The organism is Campylobacter sp. RKI_CA19_01128, from assembly GCF_025771175.1.
Taxonomy (GTDB): Bacteria; Campylobacterota; Campylobacteria; order Campylobacterales; family Campylobacteraceae; genus Campylobacter_D.
Window position 1 is genome coordinate 163477 of the sequence record NZ_JAKMPU010000002.1, and the last position, 20327, is coordinate 183803.

A 20327-nucleotide genomic window follows, 5' to 3' on the forward strand; every position below is an offset into this window, starting at 1 on the left:
GCATAATTTAAAAAGTTGGAACTAAAATTGCTTTATGAGTTGTAATTTCTTAGTCAATAGATTTTAGGAGGCAAAATGAACTTAGAGGTTAAATGTCCTATTTTGGGTTTTGAAGATACCAAAAATATGAACTTTTATAAAATAGATGAGGTTTTTTATAGACTTAAAAGCCTTGATGGTAAAGATTTTTCTTTTGTGATGATTGATCCTTATATGATCCGTCCTGATTATGATTTTGAAGTACCTGATTATTATCAAGAATTATTAGCTTTAAATGAACAAACTAATTTTGGTGTATTTGTTATTGTCGCTATTAATGAGCCATTAGAAGAATCTACAGTTAATTTTTTAGCGCCTGTTGTGATGAATTATGATAATAATTCTTTAGTACAAGTGATTTTAGATACAAGCAAATATCCTAATTATTTTCAATCTGAAAAGATTTCAGCTTTTATTAAACAAGCAAAATAATGTCTGAAATTTATATTTTAGGAAATGGCGCTATGGCAAGTGCTATAGCTAAAGGTTTAAAAGATACTTATAAAGTAGTTATTGTTGCTAGGGATTTAAAAAAAGCTAGTAGCTTAAATTTAGAAGTTTTATCTTATGAAGAATTTGATTTAGAAGATAAAAATGTTATTTTAGCATTTAAACCTTATGCTTTAGAAGAAGTAGCTGTTAAATTAAAAGGCAAGGCAAGATGGCTTATTTCAGTTTTAGCAAATACTACTTTTGAGCAACTTCATTGTGTTAATGCGCAAAATTATATAAAAATCATGCCAAATACAGCAGCTGAATTTAAAGCCTCAGCGACTGCGTATTTGATGGAAAATGATTTATATAAAGATGAAATTTTATCTTTGTTAAATACTTTTGGTAAAGCCATAGGTTTGCAAAATGAAAAAGAATTTGATGTGGCTATGGTTTTAAGTGGCTGTGCTCCTGCGTTTTTGGCTTTGGTAGCAGAAAGTTTAGCAAATGCAGGTGTGAAAAATGGTCTAAAAAATGAGCTTAGTTATGAGCTTACTCGTGCTTGTTTTGAAAGCTTTAGTGCTTTATTTAATCATACACATCCTGCTATTATTAAAGAAAAAATTTGTTCTCCAGCAGGAGTGACTATAAGAGGAGTTGAGGCTTTAGAAAAAAGAGCTTTGCGCGGTGCTTTTTTTGAAGCTTTTAATGTAAGTTTAAACAAATGAAGCAAGCTTTTAGTCTCCTAGAGCTTGCTTTTTGTATTGTAATTTTATCTTTTGTTTTTGGATCTTATTATCTTATATTTGCAAATAAATCTTTAAATATTATATGGCAAAATCAAATCCTTTTTAATGAAGAAAAAGAATTATTTATGCAAAATCCTTCATATAAAGCAAAAGAAGTAAATATAAATACTTATAACTTTTTAGAATACACTAGTGATGAGTTTAAGCTCAAATCTTTAAAAATAAAAGATTTATCCTATAAAGAAGCCTTTATAGATGAAAAAAGCTTTTAGTTTATTAGAGCTTGCGCTAAGCCTTGTTATCTTGGGTGTATTGATTGTTATCTTAAGCAATCCGGCCATACATCTTTATAATCATAGTTACAAAATTAAAAATTCCAACACAGTATTTTTAAATTTAAATCAAACTTTGCTTAGTATGGAAAAAATTTATCATTCTTGTTTAAATGCGACATTGACAAGTAGTTCTTTTGAGTGCTATATGAGTGCAAATGATGATATTTTTTATGATGTATCATTGAAAAAATTAAACTTTAGTGGCATTATTTTAGAAAACAATGAAAGTTTTTTTAGTCCAAAAAGTAATTTACATTTTATAGAAAATGGAAGTTCTAAAGGAATTTTAAGTAATTATAAAGATATGCATAGTGAAAAAAAGTTAAAAATATATGCTAATGATTATATGTATTTTTATGATATAAAAAATTCAAAAATTTATAAAGCATTAGTGAATGATAGAGAGAAAATCCATTTTAATAATGAGAAATTTAGTGGATTTTATACTATTTTATATGCTTATGTTAGAGTATATTTAGAAAATGAAAATATTTATATGCAAATAGATGATTTAAATCATAACAAACGATCTTTTTTACTAGCTCAAAATATTTCAAAGCTTATTTTCAAGCAAGATGATAAGGCGCTAAAAGTTTTAATATGCGATAAAAGTCAAAATGAATGTTTATTTAAGTGGATGTTTTTATGAAAAAATCGTTTGCTATGGTTTATACAATATCTTTTATTTTATTTATCTCTTTTGTTATGGTATTTATAATAAAAATTTCTTCATATTCTCCAAGAATTATGAAAAATTTAACTCTTTATACTCAAGGAAAGATTTTGCTTTATGATGCAAAAGAGCTTTCTAAATATTTTTTATATCAAGCCTATTTAGAGGGTAAAGAATGTTTAAATGAATATAATTTTGAATATAATAATATAAAAATACGAATTGATTATGCTTATCCTTTGGGTGAGTGTAAAGGATATAAATTGATAGCAAATGATGCTAATGCAAAAAGCATTATAGCTGTAAATATTAGTGTGTTGCTAAATGATAATAAAGCGGTAAATGAAGAAGTGTTTTTACAAAAAAGTTTTTTTGTTTATCCTAAATTAGATTGAATGTAAGTTTGAACTCCAATAGCTATCATTTTTACCCCCATAGCCATAATAAAAACTAAGGCAATACGTGAAAAAACATAAAGTACAAGCTTTCCTATGACTTTTTCAATGGTAGCTGAAAAGTGAAATAAAGCAAAAATAAAAGCAAAGGTAAGTAGTACAGAAGCTATAGCTATAGCTAAATTTTGATCTTCTGAAATAACCACTATCGTTGAAAGTGTTCCAGGTCCTACTAGCATAGGAAATGCCATTGGAACTATACTTTTTTTCAATAATTCTTTATGACTTAATCCTTGATAATGTTGAAATTGAGAACTTGATGGAGTAAAAAGTAAGTTTTTAGTACTCATAATGATTAAAATCAAACCACCCGCAACTCGTAAATCATTAATATCTATTTTAAATAAATATTTCATAATAAACGGTCCAGAAAGTAAAAAAACTAAAACAATACAAAATGCAGTATAAATGATATTTCTAAAAAGTTTTTTTCTCGTATCAGCATCTAAGCCCTCAGTCATTGCGATAAATTGTGGAAGATTTCCAAAAGGATTTAAGACTGCTATAATAGCAACAGAAGCAAGTAAAATAGCATAAATTTCAGATTCTATATCTGAAAACATAAGACAACCTTTTATTTTCCCAAGCTTTTAAGCTTGGGATTGATTTAATAATTATAGTCCTTCAAAAGGATTAGTAACAACTTCTTTTCTATCTACGATATAAGGGATAAGTGCTACATGTCTTGCGCGTTTAATAGCAACTTCAACCATTTCTTGGTGTTTTTTGCTAGTACCTGTTAAACGGCGTGGCATGATTTTAAATCTTTCTGATAAAGCATGTTTTAACAATGCTGTATCTTTATAGTCTATAAAATCAACTTTAGCTTCTGTATATTTGCAATATTTACGTGAATATTTTCTTTTTTCTGCCATGTTTTTTCCTTTAAAATGGTAATTCTGTATCATCATCATATTTATCAATATCAATTTCCTTCATAGGAGCTTCCTTTTGAGGATTTTGATAAGTATTAGATGGGTTTGTTCTAGTTTGTACTTGAGCATAAGGGTCAAAACTTTGTTGTTGGTTAAAATTTTGATTATAGCCATAATTTTGATTGTCAAAATTGTTTTGTTGGTTATTTTGTACAGTTGAACCTAGCATTTCTAAATTCTCAACTTGAACGCTGTGTTTTGATTTATTTTGTCCATTTTGATCGCTCCATTGCTCAAATCTCAAACGACCTTCAATTAAAACTTTACTACCTTTGTTAAGGTATTGATTAGCAATCTCTGCTGTTCTACCAAAAAAACTAATGTCGATAAAGCAGGTTTCTTCTCTTTTTTCTCCTGTATTTGTGCTAAATCTTCTTGTCACAGCTATAGCAGAAGAGCCTATTGCGCTACCCGATGGAGCATAACGCATCTCTATATCCCTTGTAAGATTACCTACTAAAACGACTTTATTAAACATTAATTAGCCTTCTGTACTTTCACTAGCTTTGATTTCTTTTTTATTTTGTTTGATACCTTTGCTTAGTTTTTCCCAAGCTGCAATTTCTTTTTTATTTTCATATTTCACGATTAAAAATCTAATTACTTCTTCAGTGATTCTTAATACCCTTTCAAGCTCTGCTATTAAATTTGTAGGAGCTTTGAAATAAATCACAAAATAAGTTCCTCTTTCGTATTTTTTAATTTTATACGCAAGTTTTCTTGTTCCCATTGGAACTACGCTTTCAATTTCTGCGCCATTTTTTGTAAGGACTTCTTTTACGAATTCCAACTTAGCACTTACTTCTTCTTCTGTAAGTGTCGGTTTTAATATGAATAAAACTTCATAATGTCTCATTTAATTTCTCCTTATGGATATAAAGCCTAAAATTTTTAGGCAAGGATTTTGCATAAAATGCAAATTTTATTTTACCATAAGTTTTCTTAATTTAACTTTTTAATATGGAGCTAAGTTGTAAAAGTGTTGCGATTAAAAACTCTTTTTTTTCTATTTTAGAATTCTTTTTTAATTCATATTCGCAATTACAAAGTGTTAAAAAGATATGTTTATATTGTGATATTTTGATCATAAGAGCTTGTTTTTGAAGATTTTGTGCCACAGAAATAGGCGGGGTATAGCCTAAAATTTCTTTTAAGTCTAAATTTCCATAAATTTTAACATGTAAAGCAATTTTAAAAAGTCTATAAAAATTTGCATATAAGGCGTTAATCAGTGCTATTTCATTATAATTTTCTAAAATATTTTCAAGTTCGTTTCTTAAATCTTGTTTTTGCATTAATTTATCAAAAAAACTTTCAAAGCTAATAGTACTTAAACTATAACAATGCTCTTGAATGATTTTTTCATCGATATTTAAACCACTAAATTTATTTAACTCATTAGCTGCTAAATATAAATTCTCATTAAAATTATAAAAAAGAGCATAAAGGGCATTTTGAGTGATGTTAATATTTAATTCTTTAGCTTTTAAAGCTAGTAATTCCATACCTTCTTTAGCTGAATTTACCTTATAAAATCTACAAAAATTATTAGCAAAAATTTTCTCCGCTTCGCTTTGTTTGGAGCTTTCATCATAAATTTCAAGTAAAAAATAATTATCTTGTGAATTTTGACAAAGCTGTAAAAGTTGTTTGAGTTCTTTACTTGGGATTTTCTTTTGAGTTTTGATTTCTAGCAGTTTTCTCTCACTAAATAAGGAAGCACTAGATAAATAATCATAAGCTTGCTTAAAATCATATTCTTCAAAATAAAATCTTAAACTCTCATCAAAAGAGTATTTGTCTTTAATAAATTTAGCATAAAGCTCTATTTGGAAATTATCCGCTCCATAAAGTAAGAAAAAATTAGGAAAATTATTGCCATTAAGTAAGCTTTGGAGTTGATTTTTATACATTTTGGTTTCTTTCTAAACTAAAATGTTTGGTGATTTTGCCAAAAATTTTGGCACTAACAATATCTACTTCAGTGATTTCTACTTCTACATTTTCTAATAAATTTGCCCTTGAACCTATGATGGTGATCAAAGCTCCTTTAATTTCATCATTTAATTTTACTTGCAATGAACTTTGATTTTCTACTACCAAAGCCTTAAATCTTTTTCCTATATTTTCTTTTGCCCATCTTGCAAATTTTCTATCCATGAAATGCCAAGCAACTTTATCTGCCTCTCTTTCTAGTAAGCTTAATTCCTCACAAGTGCTTTGTATATTTAAAAGCAAATAATTAAACATTTTTTCATCATTGTTGATTTTGGCTTTTAAAAGTCTATGTAAAATAAGATCAGAATACCTTCTAATAGGACTTGTAAAATGGGTATATTTATCAAAACCTAAGCCAAAATGTCCCGCATTTTCACTAGAATATTCTGCCTTTTTTTGTGCTTTGATGATGAGCTTATCTACTTCTTCTCTTATATTTAGCTCATTTGCTAAGACTTGAATGTCTTTAAATAATTCTATGACATTATTTTTAGGATTAATATCTATACTAAGTGTTGAAAGATCAACTAGTAATTGATCTATTTTTTTATAATCAGGACTTAAGTGATTTCTAAAAACTCCTATATCAATGAGTTTTGCTGCAGCTTTATTAGCTAAAAGCATACAATCTTCGATTAAATTATGCGAGGCTGTGTCATTTTCAAGGCGTGTTTTTATGAGTTTATTATTTTCATCTAAAGTCATTCTTAGCTCTTGGGTTTTAAACTCACAAGCATTTTTTAATCGTTTTTTTCGTAAATTTTGAGTGATTTTAAAAATTTCATAAAGCCAATTAATCACACCTAAATCTTCTTGCGTTTGTAAATACTCATCAACTTCATCGTAATCAAAACGGCGTTTTGAGTTAATAATAGCCTCAAAAAGCTCTTCTTTAATCACTTCATTATTTTGATCTAAGCTTATTTTAAAACAAAATGCTAACCTATCTTCATTAGGTTTTAGTGAGCAAATATTTTCACTCAAAGCTCTTGGCAACATAGGTATGGCAATATGAGGAAAATAAATCGAAAAGCCTCTTGATCTTGCTTCTTTATCAATGGCGCTATAAGCATGTACATAAGCGCTTACATCAGCTATGGCTACATAAATGGCATGTTCATTTTTATCATAATAAATTGCATCATCAAAATCTTTTGCATCAATTGGATCAATGGTACAAAAATTTAAATTTCTAAGATCTTTTCTTGATGGATACATACTTGCATCAACTTTATCTCCATAAGCTTTTGCTTCATTTTCGCATAAATTATCAAAAATTGCATTTTTATTAAAAAGTGCTAAGGAAATTTTTTCATCCACAAAATCATCATCAATATGCCCTATCACTTCAGTGATATTATTATCATGATTTTCTATTTTTAAAATAGTTCCTAAAGGCAGAGCTTTTAAAGATTTTTGAGAGGCTTTTAAGGCGCATGTAAGTCCTGTTTGAATATTTACTCCAAGGACTGCTTCGCCGTATTTTTTAGTCATAACCAAAGAAGTTTCGTGGGCTCTTTTAAGTATTAAAATAACTTTAGCACTTGGACGCTTTTTTTTAAGAGGGAGTAATTTTGCCACAACTATATCAGCATAATTTGCTCCTTTTAAATTTTTATTTTCTATGAGCAAATCACGCTTAAAAGCAGGGTCAAAACTTTCTAAAAATCCCGTTCCATTAACAGAAATATCAATTTTACCAAAAGTAAAGCCATCTTTTAAATAGTATTTGTTTTTATAAAATTTAATGATATCACAAGTTAATAATTCTCTAATGATTTGCTTATTTTTATTGGTAATTTCATTAGCATTTAGACCATAACTTAGTTGATTAAATAATTCTTTCATAAGACTCTTTATAGTAATTTTTCAAAACTTAAATTTTATCATAAAAGGATTAAATTTATATTTTTTAGTTATAATCTTTGCTTTAATTTTAATTTTAGGAGTGCATAATGGCTGTATCAATTTATTATGATAAAGATTGTGATATTAATTTAATAAAATCAAAAAAAGTAGCTATTATAGGTTTTGGCTCTCAAGGTCATGCTCATGCTATGAATTTAAGAGATAGTGGTGTAGATGTTATCATAGGCTTAAAAGAGGGTGGGCAAAGTTGGGCAAAAGCTCAAAAAGCAAATTTTATAGTAAAAAGTGTAAAAGAAGCTACTAAAGAAGCAGATTTGATTATGATTTTAGCTCCTGATGAAATTCAAAGTGAAATTTTTAATGAGGAAATTAAACCTGAGTTAAAAGCAGGTAAAACTTTAGCATTTGCACATGGATTTAATATCCATTATGGACAAATTGTTGCTCCAAAAGGTATAGATGTGATTATGATAGCTCCTAAAGCTCCAGGTCATACTGTAAGGCATGAATTTAGTATAGGTGGCGGTACTCCTTGTTTAATTGCTATCCATCAAGATGAGAGTAAAAATGCTAAAAATTTAGCTTTAAGTTATGCTAGTGCTATAGGCGGTGGCAGAACAGGTATTATAGAAACAACTTTTAAAGCTGAAACTGAAACAGATTTATTTGGCGAACAAGCAGTACTTTGTGGAGGACTTAGTGCTTTAATCCAAGCTGGTTTTGAAACCTTAGTTGAAGCAGGGTATGAGCCTGAAATGGCGTATTTTGAATGCTTACATGAAATGAAATTAATTGTGGATTTGATTTATCAAGGTGGTATTGCTGATATGAGATATTCTGTTTCTAATACTGCTGAATATGGAGATTATATCACAGGACCTAAGATTATTACCAAAGAAACTAAAGAGGCTATGAAAGGTGTTTTAAAAGACATACAAAATGGAAGTTTTGCTAAAGATTTTATCTTAGAAAGAAGAGCAAATTTTGCAAGAATGCACGCAGAGCGTAAATTAATGAATGATTCTTTGATAGAAAAAACAGGACGCGAACTTCGTGCTATGATGCCTTGGATTAGTGCTAAAAAATTAGTTGATAAAGATAAAAACTAACTTGAAAACTATAAATAAAAAACACAAAGTGCTTTTAGCACTTTGCTTGGTTGTGTTTGGAATTTTTCTTTTTGCATTTGGAGCTTTGTTTTTAAAAAAAGAAGAAAATAAAACCTTAGACTATAATCAAACCATAGTTAAAAAAGAACCATTGTCACCTACAATAGAGCAAGAAAATAATTTTAGTTTTAATGATATAAATTTGACTTTAGAAAATGAAAAATTAGAATTTTTAGATAAAAATATTAGTGAAATTTTAAATTTAAACCCTGCAAATACAGAGTTAAATCAAACTAAAGAGGATAATCAAACTTTAATTTTAGAAGTAATAGATCAAAATACAAGCAAAGAATTAAACAACAAAGAGCAAAATATATCAGATAAAAACGAGGATAATAAAACTCAAATTCTAGTACAAAAAAATACCAAACCTCGTCTAGCAATTATTATAGATGATATGGCAAGTCACACTCATGTAGATATGCTTAAAAAAACAAATTTAAAATTAATCCCATCTTTTTTTCCACCTGATAAACGCCATCCTTATACAGCTGAGTTCGCAAAGGATTTTGACTTTTTTATGGTGCATTTGCCCCTTGCTGCTATAAAATATGACAAGGCAGAATTAAATACCTTACACCCTAGTGATGATATGCAAAAAATAAGCAAGCGCGTAGCTTTTGTAAAAGAGCAATTTCCAAAAGTAAAATTTATTAACAACCACACAGGAAGTTTATTTACTGCAAATAAGCATGCTATGGAAAAATTATTTAGCGCCTTTAAACAAAATGATTTTATTTTTGTAGATTCAAGAACTATAGGAAATTCTAAAGCTAAAAATTTAGTAAGTCATTTTGAACAACCTTATATAGCTAGAGATGTTTTTTTGGACAATGAAGATGATATAACATATATTAAAAATCAACTCAAACAAGCAGTAGAAGAGGCAAAAAAGAAAGGTTTTGCTATCGCTATTGGTCATCCAAGAGAAAAGACTTTTAAGGCCTTGGTGCAAAGTAAAGATTTGTTAAATTCAGTTGAGCTTGTGTATTTAAATGAAATTTATTGAGAATATTGAAGATTTTAAAAATCTTTTAAATCCGCCTTCAAAGATTTATTATAAAGGCAATTTAGAGCTTTTAAATGCTAGAAAAGTGGCTATTATAGGTTCTAGAAAAATGAGTGTTTATACTAAAAATTGTCTTGTTGAATTGGTGACTTTGTTAAAAAAAGCTAAGGTTTGTGTGGTAAGTGGCGGGGCTTTGGGGGTTGATATCCAAGCAGCTAAAATAGCTTACCCTCAAACCATAGCTATATTTGCTAATGGGCTTGATGAGATTTATCCAAAAGCAAACACAAATGAAATTTTAAATATTTATGAAAATGCATTAGCCTTAAGTGAAAATGAAGGAAATTACAAGGCAAAACCCTATGATTTTTTATTAAGAAATAGACTTATTATTGCTTTAAGCGAGGTTGTTATAATAGCTCAAGCTGATTTAAAAAGTGGTTCTATGCAAAGTGCAAGACTTGCTTTGGGTATGAATAAACCTATATATGTATTACCTCATAGGAAAAATGAAAGCGAAGGAACAAATTTGCTTTTAGCTACAAAAAAGGCAAAATTAATTCATGATTTTGATGAATTTGCAAAAATGTTTGGAGAGCTTCATTATGAGCAAAGTGAAGATGATTTGTTAAGTTTTTTAAAACATGAAGACGATTTAGAAAAAGTTTTGAAAAAATTTGGCGATAGAGTTTATGAGTATGAACTTGAGGGTTTAGTAGAAATATCTGGAGTGAAAATAAGATCTTGCTTATGAAAACTTTAGCATTAGATATAGGCTTAAAGCGTATTGGTGTTGCTTTGTGTGTTAATAAAAGTATAGCTATGCCGCTTGAAGCTATTATTAGAAAAAACCGTAACCAAGCAGCAAATGAGGTAAAAAAGTGCATCAAAGAGTATGATGTAAATACTTTAGTAGTAGGAATTCCTTTAGGTGGATCTAGTGAAGATGAAATGCGAAAAAGAATAGAGCATTTTATATCTTTACTTGATTTTGACAAAGAAGTTTTTTTTGTCGATGAGAGTTTTAGTTCTAAAAATGCACAAGAACTTGGCATGGTGAATTTAAAGAAAAAAGATGGCAAACTTGATTCTTTAGCTGCGTATTTGTTTTTAAAGGATTTTTATGGCCTTACTTGATTTAAATACAGCTTTAGATGAAATTTATACAAAAGAGCAAAAAGAACAAATCCTTCAAAGTTTTAATCAAGAAAAATATATTAATATTTTTAGAAATTCCTTGCTTGTTGATAATGATGAATTAGAAGAAATTTTAAATAATGAAAATATAGAATTTGAAAAAATTGATCTGAATTGTTATAAAATTCCATGTATCTTCAAAAGCAAACTAAGCTCAATGAAAGCTTTTAATGAGGGTAAGTTTTATATACAAAATTATTCTTCGTATTTATGCGCTAAAACTTTGGGTGTTAAAGCTGGTGAGAGCGTATTGGATATGTGTGCAGCTCCTGGTGGAAAAAGTCTAAATTTAGCTAATTTTATGCAAAATGAGGGTTATTTAGCAAGTTGTGAATTATCTAAAACACGTTTTTTTACCTTAAAAAAAACTATGGAAAATTATCAAGTTAAAATTGCAAAATGTTTCTTAAAAGACGCACGCATTATAGGCAAGGCTTGTCCTTTGAAATTTGATAAAATTTTACTTGATGCACCTTGCTCAACTTTTGCAAAAATGGGTTTTGAAATCCAAAAAAACACAAAAGAAATTAAGCAAATTGCAAATTTGCAAAAAAAGCTTTTGCATTCAGCATTATTAGCTTTAAAACATGGCGGAGAATTAGTATATAGCACTTGTACATTTTTAAGAGAAGAAAATGAAGCAGTTTTAGAAAATGCATTAAGAAATGAAAATTTTAAATTAGAATTGCTTGATTTTAATTTGGTTAATGTTGATTTTATATGTGCAAAGAGTGATGAATTTGATTTATCATTTGCTAAAAGAGTTTTACCAGATGACTATGCAGATGGGTTTTTTATAGCAAAAGTGAAAAAATATTAAAAATTAATAAAATTAAATGTGAAAAATGTTTTTTAGTTTAAAACTTAAAGTGGTATTTTTAGGTGCTTAGAAGCTAAAATCACACTGTGAAACTCTTGTGAATAAAACGATGAAATTTTGAAAACTTAAATTAAAGTAGTAGTAAATAAATGTAATAAAAAATATATAAAGATAAATAAGCACGAAGCTTATTTATCTCTTAAGTTTAATTCGCTAATTAATTTAGAATAAGCTTGATAATCTTTTCTTTTTAGATAAGATAAAAGTCTTTTTCTTTGACCAACAAGCTTTAAAAGACCTAAACGAGAAGAAAAATCTTTTTTGTAGATTTTTAAATGTTCTGTTAAATCCGAAATTCTTGCGCTTAAAAGTGCGATTTGAACTTCTGGAGAACCTGTGTCTCCTTCTTTTCTAGCAAATTTTGCAACTATTTCTGCTTTTTTAGCCGAATCTAAAGCCATAATAGACCTCCTGAGCGGTATTAAAATAAAAAGTGTAATTATAACTAAAAAACCAAAAAGAATGCTGAAATTTAAAAAATATGAAATTTAATATTTATCGATACTTATTTTTGATATAATAAAAATTTTTATTAATAACCAATAATATATTTTATTTATAACTTGAAAGGAACAAATGTTATTTACCAAAGCTAGCGAATATGCTTTATTATCTTTAATTCATATAGCAAAATCCCAAGAACCACAAGATGTAGATACTATGTCAAATGTCTTAGATATACCTAAAAGTTTTTTAGCAAAAATTTTACAAGCTCTTGCTAAAGATGCACTTTTGAAGTCTTACAAGGGAGCTAAGGGTGGTTTTGCACTTATTAAGCAGCCAAGTGAATACACTTTAAAAGAAATTATCAATAGCGTAGAGAAAAAATCTATTAATGTTTTTGAATGTAGTAATGGAATTTGTCCTTCTCAAAAAGAGGATAATTGCAAAATTATGCCAGTTTTAGTGAAACTTCAAAATAAGATAGATGATTTTTTAGTTTCTATTACCTTAGAGGATATTATTCAAAATAATGGCTAAAAGAGATATTTTTAGCTTAGTGTTGCCTTGGGTTGCTCCACTTGTTGCGCCTATTTTAAAGGCAAAAAGTTTAACTATAGTAGCCGTAATTATTGCAATTTTAGCAATTATTATAGTGCCTTTACCAAGTATAGTTTTAGACTTTTTTCTTGCTTTAAGTATTGCCATTTCGGTTTTAATTATTTTAATTTCTTTGTATATACCAAAGCCTACGGATTTAACAACTTTTCCAACGTTGATTTTGATCATCACACTTTTTAGGCTTTCACTTAATATTGCTACAACGCGTATGATTTTGAGTGAGGGTCATCAAGGTCCAGCAGCTGTTAGTGATATAGTAGCAAGTTTTGGTGAATTTGTTGTTGGTGGTAATTATGTTATAGGTATGGTTGTTTTTTGTATTTTGGTTTTGATTAATTTTATGGTTGTAACCAAAGGTAGTACAAGGGTTTCTGAGGTTCAAGCAAGATTTACCCTTGATGCAATGCCAGGTAAACAAATGGCTATTGATGCGGATTTAAATGCAGGTTTGATTGATGAAAAAACTGCACGCGCAAGACGCCAAGAAATTATATCCGAAGCAAATTTTTATGGAGCAATGGATGGTTCTTCTAAATTTATAAAAGGAGACGCTGTTGCTGGGATTATTATCACCATTGTAAATTTAATTGGCGGGTTTATGATAGGTTATTTTCAGCATGATATGGAGCTTGGAGAATGTGCTTCAACTTATACTATATTAACAATAGGTGATGGACTTGTTTCTCAAATTCCTGGGCTTATCACTTCAACAGCAACTGCAATTATCATCACGCGTGCTAGTAAAGATGAGGATAATTTTGCTGAAGGTTCTATTAATCAGCTTTTAGGAGAATACAAAACACTACTAATTGTAGGTTTTGTTTTATTTATTTTTGCTTTAGTGCCTGGTTTACCACATTTTTCTTTGGGTTTTATGGCTTTGGTGTTTTTGGGTCTTGGTTATATGATAAAACAAGTACAAGAAGGTAAAATTCAAATCAATACAATTTCGGCTAAAAAATCCCAAGAAGCTGATGAGCAAGAGCAAGCTAAACCTCAAAAACGCAGTGAGGAAGAAATTTTAAAAGAAGAAGAAAACAAAATCACAGATATTTTAAAATTAGAAATTTTAGAATTAGAATTAGGCTATGGACTTATTAAATTAGCAGAAAGTGAATTAACAGAGCGTATTAGATCAACAAGACGCAATATAGCTCAAAGTTTAGGCTTTTTAATGCCAAAAATTAGAATTAGAGATAATTTACAATTAAAGCCTAATGAATATACTTTCAAGCTCAAAGGTGTGGGTATAGCTAGTGCTGAAATTTATCCTGATAAATATCTAGCTATGGATAGTGGTTTTATAACTGAACCTATCGAGGGTATAGCTACTAAAGAACCTGCTTTTAATTCTGATGCTTTATGGATTGAATCATCTTTAAAAGATGAGGCAACGCTAAATGGTTATATTGTAATTGATCCAGCAAGTGTGATTTCAACCCATATGAGTGAGCTTATAAAAGCCAATGCTTCAGAACTTTTAACTAAACAAGAGGTTCAAAATTTATTAGATAAAATCAAAAATGATTATCCTATCGTAGTAGATGATTGTTTAAGGGTTGCTAGTATAGGTTTAATCCAAAAAGTTTTAAAAGCTTTACTTAAAGAGCATATTCCTATTAAAGATATGCTTACAATTTTAGAATCAATTAGTGATATAGCTGAAGTAAGTAAGAGTTTGGATATGATTATTGAGCATGTAAGGGCCTCTTTAGCAAGAGCAATTACAAATTTATATGTGGATGAAAAAGGACAAATTAGCTTTTATATTTTTGATGCTGCTGCGGCTGCAAAATTAATGGAGCATGTGCAGTTTAAAGATGGTTCGTATCATTTAATGATAAATGTAGCTCAAACCGGCGCTTTAGTAGAAGCTTTAAAAGCTGAACTTGCAAGTGTGGCAAATACAAGAATTAAGCCTTTCTTGCTTTGTGTTGAGCCACAACTTAGAAAATTTATCGCTGATATTTGTTCTAATTTTGGTATTAATATTACGGTTTTAAGTTTTGCTGAGATTGCAGAAAATACCAAATTTGAAACAGAAGGTATCATAAAAGTTGATAATTTATAAAGGAAAAATATGAAAATTTATCATCTTTCACATACGGATTTAGATGGCTATGCTTGTCAGTATGTGCTAGATTTTTATTTTAAGAATTGTTATTTTTATAATTCTAATTATGGTAAAGAGATTAATGAAAATTTTAATGTGATTTTTAAAAATATAGAGGAAGATTTAAAGCAAAATCCTAATGAAGAATTTGTGATTTTAATCACGGATTTAAATTTAACTTTAAGTCAATGTGAAGATTTTCAAAAAGCTATAGAAGGTAAAAAAATCAAACTTTTACTTTTAGATCATCATCAAAGTGGCTTAGAATGTATGCAAAAATATCCTTGGTATTTTTTAGATGATAAAAGATGTGCTACTAAGATTGTTTATGATTTTTTTAGTAAATGTTATGGCGAAAATAAGGCTTTGTCAGAATTTGTAGATGTGGTAAATGCAGTAGATATTTGGTTGAGTGAAGATGAGAATTTTGAACTTGGAAAAGTACTGCTTGGTATGGTTTCTGGAGCAAAAGAAATCAATAGAGTAATGTTTGCACAAGAAAATATCAAATATCTTTTTTATCTTTTTGATGTTTGTAGAAAATACATTCATCAAAAAAATGCTCATATTAATTTAGATGATGATTTGCATGGCTTAAAAAAATCTTTTTTTAAAAAAGAAAATGATGATACTTTAAGCAATTTAATTTCCAAATTTGTGGTAGAAAGACTAAGTGTAAATAAAGAAAAATTTAGTGTATTTTATAAAGGAAGTAAAGGTTTATTAACTTCAAATATAGGCAATACTTCTGTAATTGGAAATGATTTTTTAATGCAAAATCCCGATTTTGATTTTTTTGTTGATCTTAGTTCAAGAAAAACCTTAAGTTTTAGAGCAAATAATAAAGTCGATGTGAGTTTGATGGCTAAAAGCTTGGTTAATGGGGGAGGGCATAAAAATGCTAGTGGTGGATTGTTCGCTGCGTATAAAGATAGCTCTAACTATGATTTCATAAAAGCACAATTTGTAGATTTAATTAAAAGCAAAGAATTAAAGGAAAATAATGAAAACAAATCATGATTTTAAAGAAGAAATAGAAAATTTACAATATGAATTAAGTATAGTTTTAGAGGCAATGCTTTTGTTTGCTGGGGTAAAAAGAGTAAAATTAGAAAAAGCAATTGAGGCTTATATTGATTGTATTGATGAGGTTTGTCAAAATACTCAAAAAGAAGGAGTTGATGAGATCTTAGAAGTAGTAGAGTACTTAAAAAATCATCATAAAGATTTATTTGAATGAAAATTTTATTATTGCTTTTTGCGGGAATTTTTTCTTATGCAAATATCTATGAAGATTTAAGTGATTTTGCTTACAATAAACAAAACACGCTAAATTTAAGCTCAAGTCAAGCTTTATTTTTAGAATACAAACAAAATAAACAAGCTTGTGTGGATATAGTACTTGCTAAAGATAAGGCTTTTGTGGTTAAAATTTATCCATTATGTGAAAATTTAAATGAAAAAAGTCTAAATGAGTACTTAAATACGCAATTTATAAGCTTATACACTAAAGATTTATCAAAACTAAGAAAAGAAATTGCTGATATTAAAAACATAATGCGTGATTTTATGATTTATTATACCTTACATCAATCTTTTGCAAATGAAATTAAAAAAATGAGTAAAAATGATAAATTACAAGCGTATAAACTAGATGAGAAAAAAGGTGGAAAAATTCTTTACAGGGTTAATAATCAAGCTTGTGTAGTTTTTGATTTATATTTAGATGAAAATTTACAAGCTAGTATGCAAATAAGCGGAATGGAAAATTTAGATAAAACTTGTATGGAGTTAATCTCATCTCCTGATTTTAAAGACTTATCTTTTACAAAAGAGGGTATGAAAAAATATAAATTAAAAAACTAATCTAAAAAATCTTAAATAATATAATTTTAAAATTCTACTTAAAGCCATTTTTTTTCTTTCTATATTAGAAAACACATAAGCTTCTAGATCTTGCTTTTCTCTTAAAGTAAGATTTTTCATTGTTATAAACCTTTTAAAAAATATTGCTAGATGCAATTATATTATCTTTTCTTTTAAAAAAACTGAAAAATAAATTTTTATATATTATATATAAATAACTAAATAAACTTTAGTTGTATAGACTAAATAATTTTAAATATTTTTATTTAAAAATAACTTGACATTATTATACTAAAGTTGTATAATTATCTTGTCACTTAAAAACATTGAGTGCTAAATTAAAAACTAAGGTTTTATAGTGAAGTCTTATAGTAAAAAAGATTTAATTTTAAAAACCATCATTGAGACCTATTTAGATGGTAATAATCCTGTGGGTTCTAATGAGTTAAATCATAAAGTTAGCATACCTGCTTCTACTATAAGAGTTTATTTTAAAAAATTAAGCGATGAGGGTGTATTAACACAACTTCATATTAGCAGTGGTCGCATACCAACCTTTACTGCTATGAAGGCTTATTGGTATGAGCAACTTTGCGAAGATGAGATTGTGATTAACGATCTTGCTTTGCTAGAGTTTTTGCTTGATAAGTTTGAAATTTATACCTTAGTTTATGGTGGTGATGAGCTTATTTTGCAAGATATTACTAAGGTTAATGATAAATTTATCATACTTGATTTTGGACAAAATGAGTTGATTTTAAGATTTAGTCAAGATAGTTTAATTTTCTTACAAAGACTTATAGGACTTGATCTAAAAAGTATTGAAAATTTAGCTTTTAGAGTTGAGTTTAAAGAGTTGTTAGAAAAAATTGCTATGTTAAAAGATGCTATGGTTTATTATAGATATAATGAGAGTAAAGCTTATCAAATTTATCAAAATGATGAATTTGCTAAGCTTTTATCTCCTCAAATTGGATTTTATTTTAACGATAAATTGCAATTTGATCCTTTATTTGAAGAGGGTTTTATGGGATTAAAGCTTAAGAGTACATTTTTAGGTAAAGAATCTAATGTGGTTTTTGCCGGTAGTGTGTATTCTGATTTTAAAACAATGTTAAATATTATAAAGGAGGCTGCGTGAGCGAAGAAAAGCAAAATGAGCAAATGCAAGAAGAAGCAGTGGAAAATTCAGAAAGTCAAAACAATGAATTAGAAAAACTTCAAGCAGAGTATAATGAGTTAAAAGATACTTATTTAAGAGCAAATGCTGAATTTGAAAATATCAAAAAAAGAATGGAAAAAGAAAAAATTGCAGCAACAATTTATGCAAATGAAAGTTTTGCTAAAGATTTGCTTGATGTAGTTGATGCATTAGAGGCGGCTATTAATGTAGAAGCCAATGATGAATTAAGTTTAAAAATCAAAGAAGGGGTTCAAAACACTTTAGATTTGCTTTTGAAAAAACTTGAAAAACATATGGTTAAGGTAATAGAAGCAAATGGTGAGTTTGATCCAAATTTACATGAGGCGATGTTTCATGTTGAAAGTGCTGATCATGAAAGCAATCATATCGTTCAGCTTTTACAAAAGGGCTATATGATGAATGATAGAGTGATTAGATCAGCAAAAGTTAGTGTTGCAAAATAAAATTTAATAAAAAGGATAAAAAATGGCAAAAGTTATAGGTATAGATTTAGGTACAACAAATTCTTGTGTGAGTGTATATGAAAGAGGTGAGAGTAAGGTTATCCCAAATAAAGAAGGTAAAAATACTACTCCTTCAGTAGTTGCTTTTACAGATAAAGGTGAAGTTTTAGTTGGAGATAGCGCTAAGCGTCAAGCTGTGACTAATCCTGAAAAAACTATTTATTCTATAAAAAGAATTATGGGTTTAATGATCAATGAAGAAGCAGCAAAAGAAGCTAAAAATCGCTTACCTTATCATATCACAGAAAGAAATGGGGCTTGTGCGATTGAAATAGCAGGTAAAATTTATACTCCACAAGAAATTTCAGCAAAAGTTTTAATGAAATTAAAAGAAGATGCAGAAGCTTTCTTGGGTGAAAAAGTGGAAGATGCGGTTATTACTGTTCCAGCGTATTTTAATGATGCGCAAAGAAAAGCTACAAAAGAAGCAGGACAAATTGCAGGATTGAATGTGTTAAGAATTATCAATGAACCAACTGCAGCAGCTTTGGCTTACGGACTTGATAAAAAAGAAAGTGAAAAAATCGTGGTTTATGACTTAGGTGGTGGTACATTTGATGTTACTGTGCTTGAAACAGGTGATAATGTTGTAGAAGTTTTAGCAACCGGTGGTAATGCATTTTTAGGCGGTGATGATTTTGATAATAAATTAATCGACTTTTTAGCAAATGAGTTTAAAGATGAAACAGGTATTGATCTTAAAAACGATGTAATGGCTTTACAAAGATTAAAAGAAGCAGCTGAAAATGCTAAAAAAGAATTAAGTTCAGCTAATGAAACTAATATTAATTTACCATTTATCACAGCTGATGCAAGTGGCCCAAAACACTTAACTAAAACTCTAACAAGAGCTAAATTTGAAAGTATGATTGATGGTTTAGTTGCTGAAACTATTAGTAAGATTAACGAAGTAGTAAAAGATGCAGGGCTTGATAAAAGTGAAGTAAAAGAAATCGTTATGGTGGGTGGTTCTACTCGTGTTCCACTAGTACAAGAAGAAGTTAAAAAAGCCTTTGGAAAAGAGCTTAATAAATCAGTAAATCCTGATGAAGTTGTTGCAATAGGTGCGGCAATTCAAGGTGCGGTTATTAAAGGTGATGTTAAAGATGTATTATTGCTTGATGTTACTCCACTTTCTTTAGGTATTGAAACTTTAGGTGGGGTGATGACTAAAATCATCGAAAAAGGTACAACTATACCAACTAAAAAAGAGCAAGTTTTCTCAACTGCTGAAGATAATCAAAGCGCAGTTACTATCAATGTTTTACAAGGTGAGAGAGAATTTAGCCGTGATAATAAATCTTTAGGAAATTTCAATCTTGAAGGAATTCCACCAGCACCTCGCGGTATGCCACAAATTGAAGTAACTTTTGATATTGATGCAAATGGTATTTTAACAGTTAGTGCAAAAGATAAAGCTACAGGTAAAGCTCAAGAGATTAAAATCACAGGTTCAAGCGGACTAAGTGAAGAAGAAATCAACAACATGGTAAAAGATGCAGAGCTTCATAAAGAAGAAGATAGAAAACGCAAAGAAGCAGTAGAAGCTAGAAATGCTGCTGATAGCTTAGTACATCAAGTAGAAAAATCTTTAAGTGAACTTGGAGATAAAGTAGGCGATGATGATAAAGAAAATATTCAAAAAGCCTTAGATGAGCTAAAAGAGACATTGAAAAATGCTAATGCTTCTAAAGAAGAAATTGAAAGCAAAATGAAAGCTTTAAGTGAAGTTTCTCATAAATTAGCAGAAAATATGTATAAAAAAGAAGAACCAAACGCTCAAAAGAAAAAAGACGATGATGTAATCGATGCTGAAGTTGAGTAAAAACTAAACTAGAA

Annotated in this window: 26 protein-coding genes; 18 read left to right on the plus strand and 8 right to left on the minus strand. The window is 28.7% G+C overall.

Annotation, left to right across the window (positions count from 1 at the left end; translation table 11 throughout):
- Positions 1-75: 75 nt before the first annotated feature.
- Genes fliW through L8U98_RS02510 form a run of 5 tightly spaced genes read left to right on the plus strand, consistent with a single transcriptional unit; the run spans position 76 to position 2623 of the window.
- Positions 76-471: a flagellar assembly protein FliW gene (fliW, locus tag L8U98_RS02490; RefSeq protein ID WP_263663168.1), complete on the plus strand. Its 396-nt coding sequence runs from the start codon at positions 76-78 to the stop codon at positions 469-471.
- Entirely contained in the window at positions 471-1199 is a 729-nt protein-coding gene (locus L8U98_RS02495; protein ID WP_263678707.1) for a pyrroline-5-carboxylate reductase, read from the plus strand. The genes fliW and L8U98_RS02495 overlap by 1 nt, the downstream gene beginning before the upstream one ends.
- Positions 1196-1492, plus strand: coding sequence for a hypothetical protein (locus L8U98_RS02500; protein WP_039618527.1), 297 nt, complete (start codon positions 1196-1198; stop codon positions 1490-1492). Before L8U98_RS02495 ends, L8U98_RS02500 begins: the two co-directional genes overlap by 4 nt.
- On the plus strand, positions 1476-2204 hold the full coding sequence (locus tag L8U98_RS02505; RefSeq protein ID WP_263724825.1) for a type II secretion system protein: 729 nt from the start codon (positions 1476-1478) through the stop codon (positions 2202-2204). The genes L8U98_RS02500 and L8U98_RS02505 overlap by 17 nt, the downstream gene beginning before the upstream one ends.
- Positions 2201-2623 (plus strand): hypothetical protein, encoded by a 423-nt coding sequence (locus L8U98_RS02510; protein WP_263724826.1) that lies wholly within the window; start codon positions 2201-2203, stop codon positions 2621-2623. Before L8U98_RS02505 ends, L8U98_RS02510 begins: the two co-directional genes overlap by 4 nt.
- Here the strand turns inward: L8U98_RS02510 and L8U98_RS02515 are convergent.
- The 6 genes from L8U98_RS02515 to L8U98_RS02540 all read right to left on the minus strand — a co-directional run bounded on the left by L8U98_RS02515 (position 2605) and on the right by L8U98_RS02540 (position 7464).
- Positions 2605-3246, minus strand: a complete 642-nt coding sequence (locus L8U98_RS02515; RefSeq protein WP_257396648.1) for a MarC family protein — start codon at positions 3244-3246, stop codon at positions 2605-2607. The two genes, L8U98_RS02510 and L8U98_RS02515, sit on opposite strands and share 19 nt — an antisense overlap.
- Before the next feature lie 51 nt (positions 3247-3297).
- Complete coding sequence (gene rpsR, locus L8U98_RS02520) at positions 3298-3558, minus strand: 30S ribosomal protein S18 (protein WP_039618521.1); 261 nt, start codon at positions 3556-3558, stop codon at positions 3298-3300.
- Positions 3559-3568: 10 nt separating this feature from the next.
- Positions 3569-4096, minus strand: coding sequence for a single-stranded DNA-binding protein (locus L8U98_RS02525; RefSeq protein WP_263724827.1), 528 nt, complete (start codon positions 4094-4096; stop codon positions 3569-3571).
- 3 nt (positions 4097-4099) lie between these two features.
- Complete coding sequence (gene rpsF, locus L8U98_RS02530) at positions 4100-4474, minus strand: 30S ribosomal protein S6 (RefSeq protein ID WP_012661658.1); 375 nt, start codon at positions 4472-4474, stop codon at positions 4100-4102.
- Between the two features lie 91 nt (positions 4475-4565).
- Positions 4566-5531 carry a DNA polymerase III subunit delta gene (gene holA / locus L8U98_RS02535; RefSeq protein WP_263724828.1) on the minus strand — a complete coding sequence of 322 codons (966 nt, stop codon included), beginning with the start codon at positions 5529-5531 and terminating at the stop codon, positions 4566-4568.
- Entirely contained in the window at positions 5524-7464 is a 1941-nt protein-coding gene (locus tag L8U98_RS02540; protein WP_263724829.1) for a VacB/RNase II family 3'-5' exoribonuclease, read from the minus strand. The genes holA and L8U98_RS02540 overlap by 8 nt, the downstream gene beginning before the upstream one ends.
- 107 nt (positions 7465-7571) lie before the next feature.
- Here L8U98_RS02540 and ilvC point away from each other — a divergent pair, with 107 nt between their 5' ends.
- From ilvC to L8U98_RS02565, 5 genes are read left to right on the plus strand one after another with little or no spacing between them, the layout of a single operon-like run.
- The gene (gene ilvC / locus L8U98_RS02545) at positions 7572-8594 is read left to right on the plus strand and encodes a ketol-acid reductoisomerase (RefSeq protein WP_263678698.1); all 1023 of its coding nucleotides are present in this window, start codon (positions 7572-7574) and stop codon (positions 8592-8594) included.
- Positions 8595-8604: 10 nt separating this feature from the next.
- The gene (locus L8U98_RS02550; RefSeq protein WP_318529459.1) at positions 8605-9663 is read left to right on the plus strand and encodes a divergent polysaccharide deacetylase family protein; all 1059 of its coding nucleotides are present in this window, start codon (positions 8605-8607) and stop codon (positions 9661-9663) included.
- Positions 9650-10417: a DNA-protecting protein DprA gene (locus L8U98_RS02555; protein WP_263724831.1), complete on the plus strand. Its 768-nt coding sequence runs from the start codon at positions 9650-9652 to the stop codon at positions 10415-10417. The genes L8U98_RS02550 and L8U98_RS02555 overlap by 14 nt, the downstream gene beginning before the upstream one ends.
- Positions 10414-10800, plus strand: coding sequence for a Holliday junction resolvase RuvX (gene ruvX / locus L8U98_RS02560; protein ID WP_263724832.1), 387 nt, complete (start codon positions 10414-10416; stop codon positions 10798-10800). The genes L8U98_RS02555 and ruvX overlap by 4 nt, the downstream gene beginning before the upstream one ends.
- Positions 10787-11680 (plus strand): RsmB/NOP family class I SAM-dependent RNA methyltransferase, encoded by an 894-nt coding sequence (locus L8U98_RS02565; protein WP_263724833.1) that lies wholly within the window; start codon positions 10787-10789, stop codon positions 11678-11680. Before ruvX ends, L8U98_RS02565 begins: the two co-directional genes overlap by 14 nt.
- 188 nt (positions 11681-11868) lie before the next feature.
- Here the strand turns inward: L8U98_RS02565 and rpsO are convergent, their stop codons facing one another.
- A complete protein-coding gene (gene rpsO, locus L8U98_RS02570; protein WP_012661650.1) occupies positions 11869-12141 on the minus strand; it encodes a 30S ribosomal protein S15 in 273 nt (90 codons plus the stop codon).
- 175 nt (positions 12142-12316) lie between these two features.
- On the opposite strand from rpsO, the gene L8U98_RS02575 reads away from it, so the two are divergent.
- The 5 genes from L8U98_RS02575 to L8U98_RS02595 are packed head-to-tail and all read left to right on the plus strand — an operon-like array spanning position 12317 to position 16781.
- A complete protein-coding gene (locus L8U98_RS02575; protein ID WP_263663184.1) occupies positions 12317-12721 on the plus strand; it encodes an Rrf2 family transcriptional regulator in 405 nt (134 codons plus the stop codon).
- On the plus strand, positions 12714-14873 hold the full coding sequence (gene flhA / locus L8U98_RS02580; protein ID WP_263724834.1) for a flagellar biosynthesis protein FlhA: 2160 nt from the start codon (positions 12714-12716) through the stop codon (positions 14871-14873). The genes L8U98_RS02575 and flhA overlap by 8 nt, the downstream gene beginning before the upstream one ends.
- Positions 14874-14882: 9 nt before the next feature.
- Complete coding sequence (locus L8U98_RS02585; protein ID WP_263724835.1) at positions 14883-15935, plus strand: DHH family phosphoesterase; 1053 nt, start codon at positions 14883-14885, stop codon at positions 15933-15935.
- Positions 15919-16155 carry a hypothetical protein gene (locus L8U98_RS02590; protein ID WP_263724836.1) on the plus strand — a complete coding sequence of 79 codons (237 nt, stop codon included), beginning with the start codon at positions 15919-15921 and terminating at the stop codon, positions 16153-16155. The genes L8U98_RS02585 and L8U98_RS02590 overlap by 17 nt, the downstream gene beginning before the upstream one ends.
- On the plus strand, positions 16152-16781 hold the full coding sequence (locus L8U98_RS02595; RefSeq protein ID WP_263724837.1) for a hypothetical protein: 630 nt from the start codon (positions 16152-16154) through the stop codon (positions 16779-16781). The genes L8U98_RS02590 and L8U98_RS02595 overlap by 4 nt, the downstream gene beginning before the upstream one ends.
- On the opposite strand, the gene L8U98_RS02600 is transcribed toward L8U98_RS02595, so the two are convergent.
- Positions 16770-16901, minus strand: a complete 132-nt coding sequence (locus tag L8U98_RS02600; protein ID WP_256374638.1) for a hypothetical protein — start codon at positions 16899-16901, stop codon at positions 16770-16772. The two genes, L8U98_RS02595 and L8U98_RS02600, sit on opposite strands and share 12 nt — an antisense overlap.
- Before the next feature lie 238 nt (positions 16902-17139).
- Here L8U98_RS02600 and L8U98_RS02605 point away from each other — a divergent pair, with 238 nt between their 5' ends.
- The 3 genes from L8U98_RS02605 to dnaK are packed head-to-tail and all read left to right on the plus strand — an operon-like array spanning position 17140 to position 20313.
- Complete coding sequence (locus tag L8U98_RS02605) at positions 17140-17922, plus strand: HrcA family transcriptional regulator (protein WP_263724838.1); 783 nt, start codon at positions 17140-17142, stop codon at positions 17920-17922.
- Positions 17919-18428, plus strand: a complete 510-nt coding sequence (grpE, locus tag L8U98_RS02610) for a nucleotide exchange factor GrpE (RefSeq protein WP_257396661.1) — start codon at positions 17919-17921, stop codon at positions 18426-18428. The genes L8U98_RS02605 and grpE overlap by 4 nt, the downstream gene beginning before the upstream one ends.
- A gap of 22 nt (positions 18429-18450) precedes the next feature.
- The gene (dnaK, locus tag L8U98_RS02615; RefSeq protein ID WP_263724839.1) at positions 18451-20313 is read left to right on the plus strand and encodes a molecular chaperone DnaK; all 1863 of its coding nucleotides are present in this window, start codon (positions 18451-18453) and stop codon (positions 20311-20313) included.
- Positions 20314-20327: the final 14 nt, after the last annotated feature.

Excerpts from the sequence above, each read along its gene's own strand:
- L8U98_RS02555 (WP_263724831.1), top strand. The coding sequence starts at position 9,650 with ATGAAATTTATTGAGAATATTGAAGATTTTAAAAATCTTTTAAATCCG.
- L8U98_RS02495 (WP_263678707.1), top strand. The coding sequence starts at position 471 with ATGTCTGAAATTTATATTTTAGGAAATGGCGCTATGGCAAGTGCTATA.
- ruvX (WP_263724832.1), top strand. The coding sequence starts at position 10,414 with ATGAAAACTTTAGCATTAGATATAGGCTTAAAGCGTATTGGTGTTGCT.
- rpsF (WP_012661658.1), bottom strand. The coding sequence starts at position 4,474 with ATGAGACATTATGAAGTTTTATTCATATTAAAACCGACACTTACAGAA.
- fliW (WP_263663168.1), top strand. The coding sequence starts at position 76 with ATGAACTTAGAGGTTAAATGTCCTATTTTGGGTTTTGAAGATACCAAA.
- L8U98_RS02595 (WP_263724837.1), top strand. The coding sequence starts at position 16,152 with ATGAAAATTTTATTATTGCTTTTTGCGGGAATTTTTTCTTATGCAAAT.
- L8U98_RS02565 (WP_263724833.1), top strand. The coding sequence starts at position 10,787 with ATGGCCTTACTTGATTTAAATACAGCTTTAGATGAAATTTATACAAAA.
- L8U98_RS02505 (WP_263724825.1), top strand. The coding sequence starts at position 1,476 with ATGAAAAAAGCTTTTAGTTTATTAGAGCTTGCGCTAAGCCTTGTTATC.
- L8U98_RS02575 (WP_263663184.1), top strand. The coding sequence starts at position 12,317 with ATGTTATTTACCAAAGCTAGCGAATATGCTTTATTATCTTTAATTCAT.
- flhA (WP_263724834.1), top strand. The coding sequence starts at position 12,714 with ATGGCTAAAAGAGATATTTTTAGCTTAGTGTTGCCTTGGGTTGCTCCA.
- L8U98_RS02585 (WP_263724835.1), top strand. The coding sequence starts at position 14,883 with ATGAAAATTTATCATCTTTCACATACGGATTTAGATGGCTATGCTTGT.
- L8U98_RS02500 (WP_039618527.1), top strand. The coding sequence starts at position 1,196 with ATGAAGCAAGCTTTTAGTCTCCTAGAGCTTGCTTTTTGTATTGTAATT.
- L8U98_RS02600 (WP_256374638.1), bottom strand. The coding sequence starts at position 16,901 with ATGAAAAATCTTACTTTAAGAGAAAAGCAAGATCTAGAAGCTTATGTG.
- L8U98_RS02525 (WP_263724827.1), bottom strand. The coding sequence starts at position 4,096 with ATGTTTAATAAAGTCGTTTTAGTAGGTAATCTTACAAGGGATATAGAG.
- L8U98_RS02515 (WP_257396648.1), bottom strand. The coding sequence starts at position 3,246 with ATGTTTTCAGATATAGAATCTGAAATTTATGCTATTTTACTTGCTTCT.
- rpsR (WP_039618521.1), bottom strand. The coding sequence starts at position 3,558 with ATGGCAGAAAAAAGAAAATATTCACGTAAATATTGCAAATATACAGAA.
- L8U98_RS02540 (WP_263724829.1), bottom strand. The coding sequence starts at position 7,464 with ATGAAAGAATTATTTAATCAACTAAGTTATGGTCTAAATGCTAATGAA.
- L8U98_RS02510 (WP_263724826.1), top strand. The coding sequence starts at position 2,201 with ATGAAAAAATCGTTTGCTATGGTTTATACAATATCTTTTATTTTATTT.
- dnaK (WP_263724839.1), top strand. The coding sequence starts at position 18,451 with ATGGCAAAAGTTATAGGTATAGATTTAGGTACAACAAATTCTTGTGTG.
- rpsO (WP_012661650.1), bottom strand. The coding sequence starts at position 12,141 with ATGGCTTTAGATTCGGCTAAAAAAGCAGAAATAGTTGCAAAATTTGCT.
- ilvC (WP_263678698.1), top strand. The coding sequence starts at position 7,572 with ATGGCTGTATCAATTTATTATGATAAAGATTGTGATATTAATTTAATA.
- L8U98_RS02590 (WP_263724836.1), top strand. The coding sequence starts at position 15,919 with ATGAAAACAAATCATGATTTTAAAGAAGAAATAGAAAATTTACAATAT.
- holA (WP_263724828.1), bottom strand. The coding sequence starts at position 5,531 with ATGTATAAAAATCAACTCCAAAGCTTACTTAATGGCAATAATTTTCCT.